Origin of the sequence: Massilia luteola, assembly GCF_034420155.1 — a bacterium.
In the GTDB taxonomy this organism is placed as follows: domain Bacteria; phylum Pseudomonadota; class Gammaproteobacteria; order Burkholderiales; family Burkholderiaceae_D; genus Telluria; species Telluria luteola.
This window is the reverse complement of record NZ_JAXOFN010000005.1, coordinates 72,562-87,824: the sequence shown is the minus strand read 5'-3', so window position 1 is coordinate 87,824 and position 15,263 is coordinate 72,562. Positions and strand designations below refer to the sequence as shown.

Sequence of the window (15,263 nt, the reverse complement as noted above, 5' to 3'; positions counted from 1 at the left end):
GCCGAATATGACGCCGGTTTGACGTCCGTGTGACGGCAGCGTTACGGCACCGTTACGGCGCGCCCGTCGCCACGACGCTGCCGCCCGCCGTCCCGGCCAGCGCCGCGCTGCGCCACCGGCGCAGCAGGCCGGCGAGCGTGGGCGTGCGCTTGTCTTCGGGCGTGAGGATGGCCACCGCGGTCTGCAAGGCCTTGTCGGCGCGCGTGCCGAACGTGCGCGTGGATTCCGAAGGTTCGCGCTGCGCATCCGCGCCGGCGTCCGGCGGCTGGGTCGCGGGCAGGTGCCGGGCGAGGTCCGCCTCGCGCAGCAGCATGTCGTCGTCCGCCGCCGCGGCGGGCGCCGCCACGATGTCGGGCGTGACGCCGCGCGCCTGGATCTCGTGGCCGTTCGGCGTGAAATAGCGCGCCACGGTGAACTTGATGCCGCTGTCCTCGTTCAGCGGAATGACGGACTGGATCGAGCCCTTGCCGAACGTGCGCGTGCCGATCACGGTGGCGCGGTGCTGGTCCTGCAGGGCGCCCGTGACCAGTTCGGCCGCCGACGCGGATGCGCCGTTCACGAGCACCGTCAGCGGCACGGTGCGGGTCCAGGCGGGCAGGCCGGCCAGCACGTCGGGCTGGCCGGGGGCGCGGTAGTAGCGCGCGTCGACGGTGACGGTGGCGTTGGCGCCCGGCTCGCGCCCGCGCGCCGAGAACAGCACGGTGCTCGGCCGCAGGAAGGCGCCGGCGACGGCCACGGCGGACGACACCAGGCCGCCCGGATCGTTGCGCAGGTCCAGGATCAGGCCGCGTGGCGCGTCCTTGCCGTCCAGTTTTTTCAGGGCCGCCACCAGGTCGGCCGCCGTGGCGCCGCCGAATTCCGCGACGCGGATCCAGGCCAGGCCGGGTGCCGCCATGCGCACGTGCACCGTGTCGTTGTGCAGGTCGGCGCGCGTGATGCGCAGCGTCTCGATCTTGTTGCGGCGCGCGACGCCGATGGCGACGACCGTGCCCGGCACGCCGTGCATGCGCCGGGCGACGTCGTCGTTCGACATGCCGGCGACGGGCGCATTGTCCACGGCGACGATCACGTCGCCCGCGCGGATGCCGGCCCGTTCGGCCGGGCTGCCCTCGGTGGCGGCGACGACGCGCAGCTGGTCGCGGTTGCCTTCGACCTCGATGCCGATGCCCACGTACTGGCCGCTGTTCTCGCGGCCGACGTCGCGCATCGCGTCCTTGTCCAGGTAGCGCGAGTGCGCGTCGAGCGCGGCCAGCATGCCGGACAGGGCGCCGTCGAACAGCGTCCTGTCGTCGGTCGCGCCGACGTAGTTCTGCTTGATCATCGCATACGCCTCCAGCAGGCGTTCCACTTCGGCCTGCGGCAGCTTGAGGGCCGGGCGCGCGGCCGGCGCGGCCGGCGCCGCGGGCTCCCCGGCGTGCACGAAGGGCGCGCAGGCGAGGGCGAGGGCGCTGGAGATGGCGAGCGCGGTGCGTTTCATGGTGATCCTTTCGTCGATTCGTTCATGAAATTCTGGCGCCCCAGCGTGTTAAGCGCCGTTAAACCCAGGTAAATCGGCGTTAAGGCGTTGTAAGCGTCCGTATTGATCGGCTTTTTTTCTTTTCCCAATGGCAAAAAGAAAAGATAATCGTGGCTTTACGGCCGGGTGGCCGCGACAGGAGAACGCCATGCAGGATCACGACGACGACCAGGATCGCAATGCGGACGACCAGCCCGCCAGCCCGGCGCGCCGCCGCATCTTCCAGGCCGCGGCGGCCGTGGGCCTGGGCGCGACGGTGGCGCCGGCCAGCGCGGCGAAGCCGGCCAGGCGTGCAAAACCCGTCGCCGGCTCGCTGGACGCCAAGCTCAAGGCGCACGTGAAAAACGTCGTCGTGATCTACCTCGAAAACCGCAGCTTCAACAACCTGTTCGCCGACTTCCCGGGCGTCGCGCAGCCGCTGTCGGCGCTGCCCGCCAGCGCCTTCCTGCAAAAGGACCGCGACGGCAGCGTCCTGCCGGAACTGCCGAAGATCTGGGGCGGCATGGTGCCGGCGCGCCAGAACCTGGGCGGCAAGGATGTCCTCATCAAGGAAGACGACATCCGGCACTTGCCGAATGCGCCGTTCAAGCTGACGGATGCCGCCGGCAAGCCGCTGCCGGAAGGGATCGTCACGCGCGACCTGTGGCATCTGTTCTATCAGAACCAGATGCAGATCAACGGCGGCAGGAACGACGGCTTCGTCGCCTGGGCCGACAGCGGCGCGCTGACGATGGGGCGCTACGGCGAGACGTCGAAGACCCTGGGCCTGTGGCAGATCGCGCGCGAGTTCACGCTGTGCGACAACTTCTTCATGGGCGCGTTCGGCGGCTCCTACCTGAACCACCAGTTCCTGATCAGCGGCCGCGTGCCGGAGTTCTTCGATGCCGCGTCGACCCCGGCCGCGACGAAGATCGCCGTGCTGGAAGACGGCCCGACGGGATATCGCCTGGCGACCGCGCCGGATTCGCCCAGGTCGGCGCTGGACGGCAAGCCGAAGTTCGTCAACAACGGCGCCATCACGCCGGACGGCTACGCGGTCAACACGATGGCGCCGCCGTACCAGCCGAGCTGGGTGCGGCCGGCGCCGGGCGGCGACGCGCAACTGGCCGATCCGCACGACCCCGCCGTGCTGCCGCCGCAGACGTATCGAACGATCGGCGACCTGCTGTCCGAACGGGGCATCACCTGGGCGTGGTACGCGGGCGCCTGGCAGGCGGCGCTGGATGGCCGCGGCGAAGGCGGGCGTCCGAACTTCCAGTTCCACCACCAGCCCTTCAATTACTTCAGGCAGTTCGGCCCCGGCACCGCGGCGCGCGCCGCGCACCTGCGCGACGGCGGCCTGGGCGACAGCCCGATCTCGAACCGGTTCATCGCCGACGCCATCGCCGGCAAGCTCCCGTCCGTGACGTTCTACAAGCCGCAGGGGAACCTGAACCTGCACGCGGGCTACTCCGACGTCGAATCCGGCGACGCCCACGTGGCCAACGTGATCGAGCACCTCAAGAAGTCGCCGCAATGGAAGGACATGGTCATCGTCATCGCCTTCGACGAGAACGGCGGCTGGTGGGACCACGTGGCGCCGCCCAAGGGCGACCGCTGGGGGCCGGGCTCGCGTATTCCGGCCATCGTCGTCTCGCCGTTCGCGAAGAAGGGCGCGGTCGATCACAATTTCTACGACACGACGTCGATCCTGCGCTTCATCTCGCGCCTGCACGGCCTGCCGCTGCTGGAAGGACTGGCCGCGCGCAACGCGGCGTTCGCGGCGCGCGGGGCGCGTCCGCCGGGCGACCTGACGGGGGCGCTGAGCTTCCGCTGACGGTCGCCCGTTCTTCGCATATCGATAAAACTTTCCTGTTGGCTAACGCGCGCTGTTCAAGAAAACACGGCGATACACTGTGCCGGCCGTTGTCATTTGAATACGATCTTGCGCACGGCTTGTCCCCGCCAGGCGCCAACTTCATAACAGAGTTCAGGAGAGCAAAATGCAGAAGAATAAAACCTTGCAAGCACTGCTGGCCGTCGCGGCAGTGGCAGCCATGTTCAGCGCCGTCGGCGTGCAGGCGCAGACGGCGGTCAGCCAGACCCCCAGCCAGACCGGCACCAGCAGCGTCGGCAAGCACAATACGTCCGGCAAGACCACCCGCGAAGGCACCATCGACAACAGCAACAGCACCGGCATGGAAAACCGTTCGTCGGGTATGGCCGGCCACAACGCCGCGAGCCCGAGCATGGGCGCCAGCGGCGCCGGACAGTCGGCGGCGGGCACCGGCGCCAAGCTGAACGCGTCCGACGAAAAAATTCTCAAGGATATGGCGATGGCCGACATGGCCGAAGTCGAAGGCGGCAAGCTGGCCCAGAGCAAGAGCCAGAACGGCGACGTGAAGTCGTTCGCGCAGCAGATGATCGACGATCACACCTCGAACCTGAACGACGTGAAGGCGCTGGCCCAGGCACGCGGCGTGACCTTGCCGACCGAGCCGGACGCCAAGCACAAGGCCATGGCCGCCAAGCTGGAAAAGATGAGCGGCGACGCCTTCGACAAGGCGTACATGAAGCAGGCCGGCGTGCAGGATCACAAGGCCGTCCACGCCAAGCTGATGGCCGCGGCCAAAAAGGCCAAGGACCCGGAACTGAAGGCCCTGGTCGAGAAGACCGAGCCGGTGGTCGCGCAACACCTGAAATCGGCCGAGCAAATGCCGATGGCCAAGTCGGGCACGACGTCCGGCAAGTGACGCTCTGCCTGGGGTTGATCCAGGCACACCGGCGCCGCGCCCGCCCGCGCGGCGCTGAGGTTATTCCATTGCCTGCAGCACCCGCGCCCGGTCCGCGGCGCTGCGGTTCTGGCTCAGCTTGAATTTCGCTTCCAGCCGCTCGATGACGATCTCGATGCCGACCGTCGTCCGCACGAGCTTGTCGATGTAGTCGCGCGGCGCATCCTCCACCCGCCAGCCGGCGTTTGCGTCTTCGTGACGCCGCGTCATCCGCGTCATCTGGCCGAGAATCCAGGCCGGGTCCTCGATCGCGCGCAACCGCCCATGCGCATGCACGACGGCGTAATTCCACGTCGGGACCACGCGCCCGCCGGCCGCCTCCACGTCGTACAGCAGCGGCGACACATAGCTGGATGCACCCTGGAACAGCACGAGCACCGGCGCGCCATCCGCTTGCCAGACGGGATTCGCGCGGGCCACGTGGGCGCGCAGCACGCCGTTCGGAGCGGCGTCGGCCGGCGGCGCCAGCTCGAACGGGATGTGGTCGGCCTGCAAGCCGCCGTCATGGGCACGCACCAGCGCGCCCAGCGGGTGCGCGGTGATGAGCGCGAGCATGTCGGCTTGCGAGCCGGCCGCGAAATGCGGCGGCACGTACATTATTCGACTCCCTCCACGACGATGTCCCCCTTCAGCGAATTGGCGATGTAGCAGCGCGCGTGCGCCTCGTGGTGCAGCTCGGCCAGCGCGGTGCGGTCGGGCTGGCGCGCGCCGCCGAACGCGATGGCCGGGCGCAGCACGATGCGCGTGAAGGCCATGCGGCCGCCGGCGTCGAGATCGAGTTCGCCGACGGCGTGGTCGTCGTAGCGCTCGACGACATAGCCGCGCGCGGCCGCCAGCGACAAAAAGAACAGCATGTGGCAGCTGGCGGCCGCCGCGACGAGCGCCTCCTCAGGATCGACGGCGGCCGGATCGGACAGCGGCGCCGGCACGGACTGCGGCGAGGACGAGGCGGGAACGTCCAGGCCGCCGTCGAAGGTCCAGCGGTGCGCGCGGCTGTAGCGCTGGTCGGTGAAGGCTTGGTCGCCGCGCTGCCAGGCCAGGGTGGCTTCGAATCGTTTCATCGTATCCCCGTGTGTGAACGAGTCTCCATCTTAGGGTGCCAGGTGGCTTGCTCAAATGACCAATTATCGCGAAGATGAGCGTACCAATCACGATGACGTCGCCATGCACGTCCACGACATCCTCGCCGCCGCCACGCTCGACCGCCACGCCGCCACGCCGCTGTTCCGCCAGCTGTACGCCCTCATGAAGGCGGCCATCCTGAGCGGGAGCATCGGCGCCGGCGTGCGCCTGCCGGCCACGCGCACGCTGTGCGGCTTGCTGGGCGTGTCGCGCCAGACCGTGCTGGCCGCGTACGAGCAGCTGATGGCGGAAGGCTACCTGGAAGGCACGGTCGGGAAGGGCACCTTCGTCAGCGCGTCGCTGCCGGCCGGCGCCCGCTGTGAAGACGCCGCGGCGACGCTGGTGCGGCCGCTGTCGCCGCGCGGGGAACTCATCGCCGGCGGCATGGCGCGCGTGCTGCACCACGCGGGGCCGCTGCGCGCCTTCCGCGCCAGCATGCCGGGCCTTGACCTGTTCCCGTTCGACGTCTGGCGCCGTCTGGAGGCGCGCCACTGGCGCCATTCGACGGCCAGCCTGGGCTACGCCGGCGCCGCCGGCCACGCGCCGCTGCGCGAGCTGCTGTGCGCCTATCTGAAGGCGTCGCGCGGGGTGCAGTGCACGGCGGACCAGATCGTGATCACGTCCGGCTCGCAGCAGGCCTTGTATCTGCTGGCCCAGTTGCTGCTCGCGCCGGGCGAATCGATGTGGATCGAATCGCCCGGCTACCAGGGCGCGGTGGCGCCGTTCACGGTGGCCGGCGCGCGCGTCTGCCCGGTCCCCGTCGATGCCGAGGGCATGGACGTGGCGTACGCGGCCCGGCACTATCCGGATGCGCGCCTGGCCTTCGCGACACCGTCGCATCAGCTGCCGCTGGGCGTGACCATGAGCCTGCGGCGCCGCCTCGAACTGCTGCGCTGGGCCGAGGCGAACCGCGCCTGGATCGTCGAGGACGACTACGACAGCGAATACCGCCACACGGGGCCGCCGCTGGCGTCGCTGCAAGGCCTGGACCGCGCGGGCTGCGTGATCTATGTGGGCACCTTGTCGAAGGTGTTGTTCCCCGCGCTGCGCCTGGGCTATGTGGTGGCGCCGCCGGCGCTGGCCGCCGCGCTGGCACGGGCCAAGGCCGTCGTCGACCGCCACAGTCCCATCGTGGCGCAGGCGACCTTGGCCGACTTCATCGCCGGCGGCCACTTCGCGCGCCACATCCGCCGCACGCGCGACGCGTACGGCGAGCGCCGGCAAGCCCTCGTCGATGCGCTCGATGCGCGCCTCGCGGGCCGGCTGCGCCAGGGGCCGTCCGACGCGGGCCTCGACCTGTGCGTGCACTTCATGGAAACGGACAAGCCCGACGAGGAGACCGTCGCGCAGCACGCGCGCAACCTCGGCGTCGACGTGCGCACGCTGGGCTATTACACGAATCCGGCGGCCGGCGCCGCTTGCGCCGTCGCGCCCGGGTTGCTGCTGGGCTTTGCCGCGTTCACGCCCGACGTGCTGCGTGCCGGCGTGGACGACCTGGCGCGCGCGCTCGAGCGGGCTGCGCTGCGCGTGTAAATATATTACGGACATCGTTCCATCAGACGCGATCGACGTCGCCGCTTTGGCTCGGCAGTACCGAAAACGAGCGTGTCCTAAAACTGTTGTCAACCTTTGTGCACAAATATTAGTGTAAAAAAAATTACGCTTCATGCTAACGATGGGGCCGTTAAATGGCGTATAGTGCGCGGTTCGTGGAGCAATATCTCCATGAAAAAAAGCTATTAATTATGAAACCGCGCGCGGCACTTGAGGCCGTGACGATGAGTTCGAAATCCGTCCTAAAACTAGTAAGAACGCGCACAATCATGAGTATTGTCGACGTCGATGTCCTGCTCGAGGATTTGGAGGAGGCCGCTCCGTGCGGACCGAATCTCGAGTACGACCCCGCATTTATGGAGCTCGAGCAGAGTGCGCTCGGCAAGCCAGAAGTCCAGTATGGGGACACCATCGTCCCCGCCGTCCCCCCCGAATGGAAGCAAGTCAAGAAACAGGCCCTCGACCTGTTCGCCCGCACGCGTGACCTGCGCGTGGCGATGCCGCTCGTGCGCGCGCTGCTGGCGCTGCACGCGATGCCCGGTTTCGCCGACGGCGTGCGCGTGCTCGAGCGCCTCGTCGAAGAGCGCTGGGACGGCGTCCATCCCGAACTCGATCCGGACGACGACAACGACCCCACGTTGCGCATCAATTCACTGGCCCAGCTGACCGACCCCGCGACCATCCTGCGCGACCTGCGCGAGACCGCCTTCGTCATGCTGCCCGGCCTGGGCGCCCTGACGCTGCGCGTGCTGGAGCAGGCGAACGGCGAGGCGCCGGTGCCGGACGGGCAGACCGCGCTGACCCAGGATTCGATCGAAGCGGCGCTGGCCGACGTGTCCGAGGAAGCGATGCAGGCGGCCACCGGCGCCGTCACCGGGGCGCTGAACAGCGTGACCAACCTGGAGGCCGCCCTCGTGCGCCACGTGGGCAGCGCGCAGGCGCTGACCCTCGGCCCGCTGACGCGCCAGCTGCGGCGCATGGCCGACCTGCTGGCCAGCCGTCCCGGCGCCGCGCACGACGTGCCGGCCGACGTGCCGACCGACGCCGGCGCCGGCGCCGCCGCGGAGCAGGGCGGCGGCACGGCCGCGTCCCGTGCCGCGGCCATCACGGGCGACGTGGCCAGCCGCGCCGACGTGATCCGCATGATCGACAAGATTCTCGCCTACTACCAGCGCTACGAGCCGTCGAGCCCCGTGCCGATGCTGCTGGAGCGGGCCAAGCGCCTGGCGCCGATGAGCTTCATGGAAGTCATGGAGAACCTGGCGCCGGACAGCATGCAGCAGTTGAACGTGATCCGCGGACCGCAGCCGGGCGAGTCGAACGGATCGGACGATTATTGAATCCAGCAGGCCGGCAGTTCAATCAAGGAGGAGTAAACCGTGGGCAAAGAAAGTAGCCAGAAATTCATCGCACGCAACCGCGCGCCGCGCGTGCAGATCGAGTACGACGTTGAAGTGTACGGCGCCGAAAAGAAGGTGCAGCTGCCGTTCGTGATGGGCGTCCTGGCCGACCTGTCGGGCCAGAGCGCCGAGCCGCTGGCGCCGGTCGCGGAACGCAAGTTCCTCGAGATCGACGTCGACAACTTCGACGAGCGCCTGAAAGCCATGAAGCCGCGCGTCGCCGTGCAGGTGCCGAATACGCTGACGGGCGAGGGCAACCTGGCCGTCGACATGACCTTCGAAAGCATGGACGACTTCACGCCGGCCGCGATCGCGCGCAAGGTGGATTCGCTGAACAAGCTGCTCGAGGCGCGCGGCCAGCTGGCCAACCTGATGACCTACATGGACGGCAAGACCGGCGCGGAAGAGCTGATCTCCAAGCTGCTGGCCGAACCGGCCCTGATGCAGGCGCTGACGTCGGCACCGAAGCCTACCGAATAACGATAGACGGGAGAACAGAATGTCCGAAGCGTTAGCACAATCCCAGCAGGAGTCCGGTGCGCTCGAGATGAGCGACTTCAGCTCGCTGCTGCAGAAAGAATTCAAGCCGCAATCCGACAAGGCCAAGGAATCGGTCGAAGTCGCCGTGCGCACCCTGGCCGAGCAGGCCCTGGCCGGCACCAATCTGGTCTCCGGCGACGTGCTGGGCACGATCCAGGGCCTGATCGCCGCGCTCGACCAGAAGCTCACGGAGCAGATCAACCTGATCATGCACACCGAGGAGTTCCAGAAAGTCGAAAGCGCCTGGCGCGGCCTGCACTACCTGGTGAACAACACCGAAACCGATGAGATGCTCAAGATCCGCGTGATGAACATCTCGAAGAACGACCTGGCCAAGACCCTCAAGAAGTTCAAGGGCACCGCCTGGGACCAGAGCCCGATCTTCAAGAAGATGTACGAGGAAGAGTTCGGCCAGTTCGGCGGCGAGCCGTTCGGTTCCATCGTGGCCGACTACTACTTCGACAACAGCGCGCCGGACGTCGAGCTGCTGTCGTCGATGGCCAAGGTCGCCGCCGCCGCGCACGCGCCGTTCATCTCGGCCGCCGCGCCGTCCGTCATGCTGATGGAATCGTGGAACGAGCTGGCCAATCCGCGCGACCTGACGAAGATCTTCCAGACCCCGGAACACGCCGCATGGCGCTCGTTCCGCGAGTCCGAGGATTCGCGCTACGTCGGCCTGACCATGCCGCGCTTCCTCGCACGCCAGCCGTACGGCGCCAAGAGCAACCCGGTCGAGGATTTCGACTTCGAGGAAGACACCAGCGCGCCGGACAGCAAGAACTACACGTGGGCCAACTCGTCCTACGCGATGGCCGTCAACATCAACCGCTCGTTCAAGGAATACGGCTGGTGCTCGCGCATCCGCGGCATCGAGTCCGGCGGTGCGGTCGAAGGCCTGCCGGTGCATGCCTTCCCGACCGACGACGGCGGCGTCGACATGCAGTGCCCGACCGAGATCGCGATCTCGGACCGCCGCGAGGCGGAGCTGGCAGCCAACGGCTTCATGCCGCTGGTGCACAAGAAGAACACGGACTTCGCGGCCTTCATCGGCGCGCAGTCGCTGCACAAGCCGGCCGAGTACGACGATGCGGACGCCAGCGCCAACGCCGCCCTGGCCGCGCGCCTGCCGTACCTGTTCGCGACCTGCCGCTTCGCCCACTACCTCAAGTGCATCGTGCGCGACAAGCTCGGCTCGTTCAAGGAGCGCGACGAGATGGAGCGCTGGCTGACCAAGTGGATCATGCAGTACGTGGACGGCGATCCGGCCAGCTCCAGCGAGACGACCAAGGCCCAGAAGCCGCTGGCCGCGGCCGAAGTGGTGCTGGAAGAAGTCGAAGGCAATCCGGGCTACTACACGTCCAAGTTCTTCCTGCGCCCGCACTACCAGCTGGAAGGCCTGACGGTGTCGCTGCGCCTCGTGTCGAAGCTGCCGTCGGCCAAGACCTGACCGTTTTTTGAAGTCCCGCGCGGACCCGGTCCGCGCGCATTCGGAAGTTCAACCACCGCCCGCGCTGACCGCAACGGCACACAAGGAGAAAAGACATGGCATTGGATATGTTCATCAACATGGGCGACAAGATCAAGGGCGAGTCGCGCGACAAAGTCCAGGGTCCGAAGGGCGACATCGACATCCTGGCGTGGAGCTGGGGCATGAGCCAGTCCGGCACCACCCACATGGGCGGTGGCGGCGGCGCCGGCAAGGCCAACTTCCAGGACATCTCGTTCACCAAGTACGTCGACAGCGCGTCGAACGCCCTGATGACCGCCCTGGCCAAGGGCACCCACATCGACAAGTGCGTGCTGATGGTGCGTAAAGCCGGCGAAGGCCAGCAGAAGTACATCCTGATCACCATGGAAGAAGTGCTGGTGACCTCGATCTCGACCGGCGGCAGCGGCGGCGAAGACCGTCTGACCGAAAACGTCACCCTGAACTTCGGCAAGGTGACCTACGCCTACACGCCGCAGGACAGCAAGGGCACCGTGGCCGGCGACAAGACCTTCGCCTGGAACATCGCCGAAAACGCTGCTGTGTAAGGGGCGTCGCCAAACCTACTGCGCGTTGCAGATTCAGCCTGCGATGCTCACTGTACTACTCGTACAGTTGCGCTTCTCGGCTGAATCTGCTGCCGCTCGCTACGGTTTTGCGAAGCCCCCGTAAGGCAGGTAAAAATTTTTTTTGGATGGGAGCGTTCGAATGCTTGCGCAACAGCTGATTCGTGATGGAGACCTGCCCGGCGCGCTCGCCGCGCTGCAGGATGCGGTGCGCAAGAACAGCGCCGACCCCAAACTGCGCGTGTTCCTGTTCCAGCTCTTGTCCGTGCTGGGCCAGTGGAACCGCGCCCTGACGCAATTGAACGTGGCGGGCGAACTGGATGCCGGCGCGCTGCCGATGGTGCAGACCTATCGCGAGGCGATCCAGTGCGAGGCCCTGCGCGCCGAGATCTTTGCCGGCCGCCGCGCGCCCGTGATCTTCGGCGAGCCGCAACCCTGGATGGCCCAGCTGGCCGAAGCCCTGAAGCTGGACGCCACGGACGCCAACGCCGCCGCCGACCTGCGCGCCGCCGCGTTCGACGCCGCGCCCGCGTCGCCGGGCAGCATCGACGGTACGCGCTTCGACTGGCTGGCCGATGCCGACAGCCGCCTCGGCCCCGTGCTGGAAGTGATCGTCAACGGCCGCTACGTGTGGGTGCCGTTCATGCGCGTCGCGCGCATCGAGATCGAACCGCCCGCCGACCTGCGCGACGCCGTCTGGATGGCCGCCAATTTCACGTGGACCAACGGCGCCCAGACCGTCGGCCTGATCCCGACCCGCTACCCCGGCAGCGCCGACGCCGCCGACGCGCTCAAGCTGGCGCGCGCGACCGAGTGGCAGGGCGAGCATCCCGTCGGCCAGCGCATGTTCACGAGCGGCGAGTCCGACTATCCGCTGATGGACGCGCGCCTGATCGAATTCGACTTGAACGATAACGCCGGCGATCATGGCTGAACTGGCACCGCGCGAGCGCCTGCAACCTTCGCTGCTCGACCGCCTCACCGACGATGAGCCCGACCAGGAGGTCGAGTCGCGCGAGCGGCGCGTGCTGTCGGTGCGCAGCCTGCGCGAAGGCGTGCTGCGCGACCTCGCGTGGCTGCTGAACACAACGAACCTGCTGTCCGTCAGCGACGTGCCGCGCCTGCCGCATCTGGCGAGCACCGTCCTCAATTACGGCATGCCCGACATGTCCGGCGCCTCGCTGGCGAATATGAACGCGGCAGACCTGGAACGCGCGATCCGCCAGGCCATCTGGGATTTCGAACCGCGCCTGATCCGCTCCTCGGTGTCGGTGAAGGTCATGCCTCAGCAGGAATCGATCAGCAAGATCATGTTCGAGATCCAGGCCGACATGTGGGCCCAGCCCTATCCCGAGCGCCTGTTCCTCAAGACCGAGCTCGATCTCGATCTTGCCCAGGTCAGCCTCACCGAATTTACCGGCGCACGGACATGACCAATCCACGCCTGCTTCGCTACTACAGCCAGGAGTTGCAGCACCTGCGCGAGATGGGCGGCGAATTCGCGGTCCAGTATCCCAAGATCGCCGGCCGCCTCGGGCTGGAGGGCTTCGAGTGCGCCGACCCGTACGTCGAGCGCCTGCTGGAGGGCTTCGCCTTCATGGCGGCACGGGTGCAGATGAAGATCGACGCCGAGTTCCCGCGCTTCACCCAGCACCTGTCCGAACTGGTCTACCCGCACTTCCTGGCGCCGACGCCGTCGATGGCGATCGTGCAGCTGCAGCCCGACCTCGGCAACCCGGCGCTGAACGTGGGTTATCGCATCGCGCGCGGCGCGGCCATGCGCAGTGTCCTCGGCAAGGACGATGCCACCGCCTGCGAATACCGCACGGCGCACGACCTGACTCTGTGGCCGATCGAGCTGGTCGAAGCGAAGTTCTTCACGCACGGCGGCGCCATCGCCGGCGTCGAGGCGCGGTTGCCGGCGAACGTGAAAGCGGGCCTGCGGCTGCGGCTGCGCACGACCAACGGCGCGCCGTTTTCCAAGCTGGCCCTGGACCGCCTCACGCTGCACCTGCGCGGCAGCGACGAAATGCCCGGCCAGATCTACGAAAAACTGCTGAGCGCCGCCGTTGGCGTGCTCGTGCTGCCGGGCAGCCGTCCTGCCGGCAAACACACGCTGATGCCGAAGACGGCGTTGCGCGCGCGCGGTTTCGCCGAGGACGACGCGCTGCTGCCCAGCGGCCAGCGCAGCTTCCAGGGCTACCGCCTGCTGCAGGAATACTTCGCGTTCGCCCAGCGCTTCCTGTTCGTCGAGCTGACGGGGCTGAAGGCCGCGGTGGCGGCGTGCGCCGAACAGGAGCTCGAGATCGTCGTGCTGCTGTCGCGCGGCGACGCGCGCCTGGAGCAGGCGCTCGACCACAGCAATTTCGCGCTGAACTGCACGCCCGTCGTGAACCTGTTCCAGCGCCGCGCCGACCGCATCAACCTGTCCGGCGACCAGTTCGAATACCACATCCTGCCCGACCGCACCCGTCCCATGGACTTCGAGGTGCACCAGGTCGAGAGCGTGACCGGCTACGGCACCGGCACGGACGCCGAACAGGAATTCCATCCGCTGTACAGCGCGCGCGACCTGGGCGCGGCAAGCTTGTCGAGCCAGGCGTTCTACCAGATCCGGCGCGAGCCGCGCCTGCTGTCGCAGCGCCAGCGCCAGCGCGGACCGCGCTCCTCCTACATCGGCAGCGAAACGTTCATCACGCTCGTCGATGCACAAGAGGCGCCGTACCGCCACAACCTGCGCCAGCTCGGCCTCGTCGTGTGGTGCACGAACCGCGACCTGCCGCTGGCGATGCCGCTCGGCGTTGGCAAGACCGATTTCATCCTCGAGCAGGGCGGGCCGGTGCAGGCCGTGCGCGTGCTGGGCGGACCGAGCCAGCCTTTCCCCTCGTTCGCCGAGGGCGGCGTGGCGTGGCGCCTCATCAACCAGCTGTCGCTGAATTACCTGTCGCTGGCGGACACCGATCCGGACCAGGGCGCGCGCGCGCTGCGCGAGCTGCTCGCGCTGTACTGCCATCCGCTCGACCTGACCAGCCAGCGCCAGGTCGAAGGCGTGCGCTCCGTGTCTTCGCAACCGATCACGCGGCGCATGCCCGCGCCGGGGGCCATCACCTTCGGGCGCGGCCTGGAGATCACGGTGACGATGGACGACGGCGCGTTCGAAGGGGCCGGCGCCTTCGTGCTGGGCGGGGTGCTGAGCCACTTCTTCGCGCAGTACGTGTCGATCAATTCGTTCACCGAGACCGTGATCCGCACCGTCGGCCGCGGCGAGATCATGCGCTGGACGGCAGCGGAGGGTGCATGCGCGATCCTGTAGACGTCGAACGCCAGCTGGGCGAAGCGGGAGCGGCCATGGACTTCTTCCAGGCCCTGCGCCTGCTGGAGAACGCCCATCCGGACAAGCCGCGCATCGGCGCGTCGCTGCGTCCGCGCGACGATGCCGTGCGCTTCGGGCGCGACCCGTCGCTCGGCTTCGAGCCCGGCGCCGTGGCCGGATTCACGCCGGCGTCAAGCGAGGCCCGCGCGCGCCTCGCCGTGAACTTCTTCGGCATGTTCGGCGCCAACGGCCCGCTGCCGCTGCACCTGACGGAATATGCGCGCGACCGTGCCCGCAACCACGGCGACCACACGATGGTCGCGTTCCTCGACGTGTTCCACCACCGGATGGTGTCGCTGTTCTATCGCGCCCGCGCCGCGGCCGATCCGGCGGTCAGCCTGGACCGCCCGGACAGCGACCGCTTCGCCGACTACGTGGGCAGCCTGTTCGGCATCGGCGCACTTGGCCTGCGCGGGCGCGACGAGATCGGCGACTTCGCCAAGCTGCATTTCGCCGGCCTGATGGCGAACCAGCGCCGCCCGGCCTCCGGCCTCGTGACGATCCTGCGCGCCTACTTCAAGCTGCCCGTCGAGATCGAGCAGTTCGTCGGCCACTGGATGAAGATCCCGCTGGACGGCCAGACCCGCATCGGCATGGACGACCGCGGCAACCGCCTCGGCACCTCGGCCGTGCTGGGCAAGCAGGTCTGGGATTGCCAGCACAAGTTCCGCCTCGTGATCGGCCCGGTCGACTACGAGGATTACGAGCGCATGCTGCCCGGCGGCGCCAGCATGACGCGCCTCGTCGACTGGGTGAAGAGCTATGCCGGCACGGTGCTCGACTGGGACGTGCGCCTGGTGCTCGAGCGTCCCGAGGTTCCACCCCTGCAGCTGGGCGCGCGCCGCCTCGGCTGGACCACCTATCTCGCGAGCGGCCCGGCCGCGCGCGATGCCCGTCAACTCTTGATCAACCCGACAGCCCGTCCGGGCTGACCC

General features: G+C 67.9%; 14 protein-coding genes. 11 read left to right on the top strand and 3 right to left on the bottom strand.

Annotated elements, in window-relative coordinates:
* Nucleotides 1-52: 52 nt before the first annotated feature.
* Entirely contained in the window at nucleotides 53-1,477 is a 1,425-nt protein-coding gene (locus tag U9J41_RS08255) for a S41 family peptidase (RefSeq protein WP_322401737.1), read from the bottom strand.
* 187 nt (nucleotides 1,478-1,664) lie between these two features.
* Between U9J41_RS08255 and U9J41_RS08250 the strand changes: the two genes are divergently transcribed.
* Together U9J41_RS08250 and U9J41_RS08245 are read left to right on the top strand one after the other, a co-directional pair.
* Nucleotides 1,665-3,332, top strand: a complete 1,668-nt coding sequence (locus U9J41_RS08250) for an acid phosphatase (RefSeq protein WP_322401736.1) — start codon at nucleotides 1,665-1,667, stop codon at nucleotides 3,330-3,332.
* Nucleotides 3,333-3,498: 166 nt separating this feature from the next.
* On the top strand, nucleotides 3,499-4,248 hold the full coding sequence (locus U9J41_RS08245) for a DUF4142 domain-containing protein (RefSeq protein WP_322401735.1): 750 nt from the start codon (nucleotides 3,499-3,501) through the stop codon (nucleotides 4,246-4,248).
* 60 nt (nucleotides 4,249-4,308) lie between these two features.
* Here the strand turns inward: U9J41_RS08245 and U9J41_RS08240 are convergent, their stop codons facing one another.
* Nucleotides 4,309-4,884: an FMN-binding negative transcriptional regulator gene (locus U9J41_RS08240; RefSeq protein ID WP_322401734.1), complete on the bottom strand. Its 576-nt coding sequence runs from the start codon at nucleotides 4,882-4,884 to the stop codon at nucleotides 4,309-4,311.
* Nucleotides 4,884-5,348: an OsmC family protein gene (locus U9J41_RS08235; protein WP_322401733.1), complete on the bottom strand. Its 465-nt coding sequence runs from the start codon at nucleotides 5,346-5,348 to the stop codon at nucleotides 4,884-4,886. The genes U9J41_RS08240 and U9J41_RS08235 overlap by 1 nt, the downstream gene beginning before the upstream one ends.
* A 55-nt stretch (nucleotides 5,349-5,403) precedes the next feature.
* Here U9J41_RS08235 and pdxR point away from each other — a divergent pair, with 55 nt between their 5' ends.
* The 9 genes from pdxR (at nucleotide 5,404) to tssG (ending at nucleotide 15,260) form a co-directional block, all read left to right on the top strand.
* The gene (gene pdxR, locus U9J41_RS08230; RefSeq protein WP_322401732.1) at nucleotides 5,404-6,942 is read left to right on the top strand and encodes a MocR-like pyridoxine biosynthesis transcription factor PdxR; all 1,539 of its coding nucleotides are present in this window, start codon (nucleotides 5,404-5,406) and stop codon (nucleotides 6,940-6,942) included.
* 290 nt (nucleotides 6,943-7,232) lie between these two features.
* Complete coding sequence (gene tssA, locus U9J41_RS08225; protein WP_322401731.1) at nucleotides 7,233-8,303, top strand: type VI secretion system protein TssA; 1,071 nt, start codon at nucleotides 7,233-7,235, stop codon at nucleotides 8,301-8,303.
* Nucleotides 8,304-8,342: 39 nt separating this feature from the next.
* Complete coding sequence (gene tssB, locus U9J41_RS08220; RefSeq protein ID WP_056448788.1) at nucleotides 8,343-8,843, top strand: type VI secretion system contractile sheath small subunit; 501 nt, start codon at nucleotides 8,343-8,345, stop codon at nucleotides 8,841-8,843.
* Nucleotides 8,844-8,862: 19 nt separating this feature from the next.
* Entirely contained in the window at nucleotides 8,863-10,350 is a 1,488-nt protein-coding gene (gene tssC / locus U9J41_RS08215) for a type VI secretion system contractile sheath large subunit (RefSeq protein ID WP_322401730.1), read from the top strand.
* A 95-nt stretch (nucleotides 10,351-10,445) separates the two neighbouring features.
* The gene (locus U9J41_RS08210) at nucleotides 10,446-10,937 is read left to right on the top strand and encodes an Hcp family type VI secretion system effector (protein ID WP_322401729.1); all 492 of its coding nucleotides are present in this window, start codon (nucleotides 10,446-10,448) and stop codon (nucleotides 10,935-10,937) included.
* Between the two features lie 160 nt (nucleotides 10,938-11,097).
* Nucleotides 11,098-11,889, top strand: a complete 792-nt coding sequence (locus U9J41_RS08205; RefSeq protein WP_322401728.1) for a type VI secretion system accessory protein TagJ — start codon at nucleotides 11,098-11,100, stop codon at nucleotides 11,887-11,889.
* Nucleotides 11,882-12,388 carry a type VI secretion system baseplate subunit TssE gene (gene tssE, locus U9J41_RS08200; protein ID WP_322401727.1) on the top strand — a complete coding sequence of 169 codons (507 nt, stop codon included), beginning with the start codon at nucleotides 11,882-11,884 and terminating at the stop codon, nucleotides 12,386-12,388. Before U9J41_RS08205 ends, tssE begins: the two co-directional genes overlap by 8 nt.
* Nucleotides 12,385-14,268: a type VI secretion system baseplate subunit TssF gene (gene tssF, locus U9J41_RS08195; RefSeq protein ID WP_322401726.1), complete on the top strand. Its 1,884-nt coding sequence runs from the start codon at nucleotides 12,385-12,387 to the stop codon at nucleotides 14,266-14,268. The genes tssE and tssF overlap by 4 nt, the downstream gene beginning before the upstream one ends.
* Nucleotides 14,253-15,260, top strand: a complete 1,008-nt coding sequence (gene tssG / locus U9J41_RS08190; protein ID WP_322401725.1) for a type VI secretion system baseplate subunit TssG — start codon at nucleotides 14,253-14,255, stop codon at nucleotides 15,258-15,260. The genes tssF and tssG overlap by 16 nt, the downstream gene beginning before the upstream one ends.
* Nucleotides 15,261-15,263: the final 3 nt, after the last annotated feature.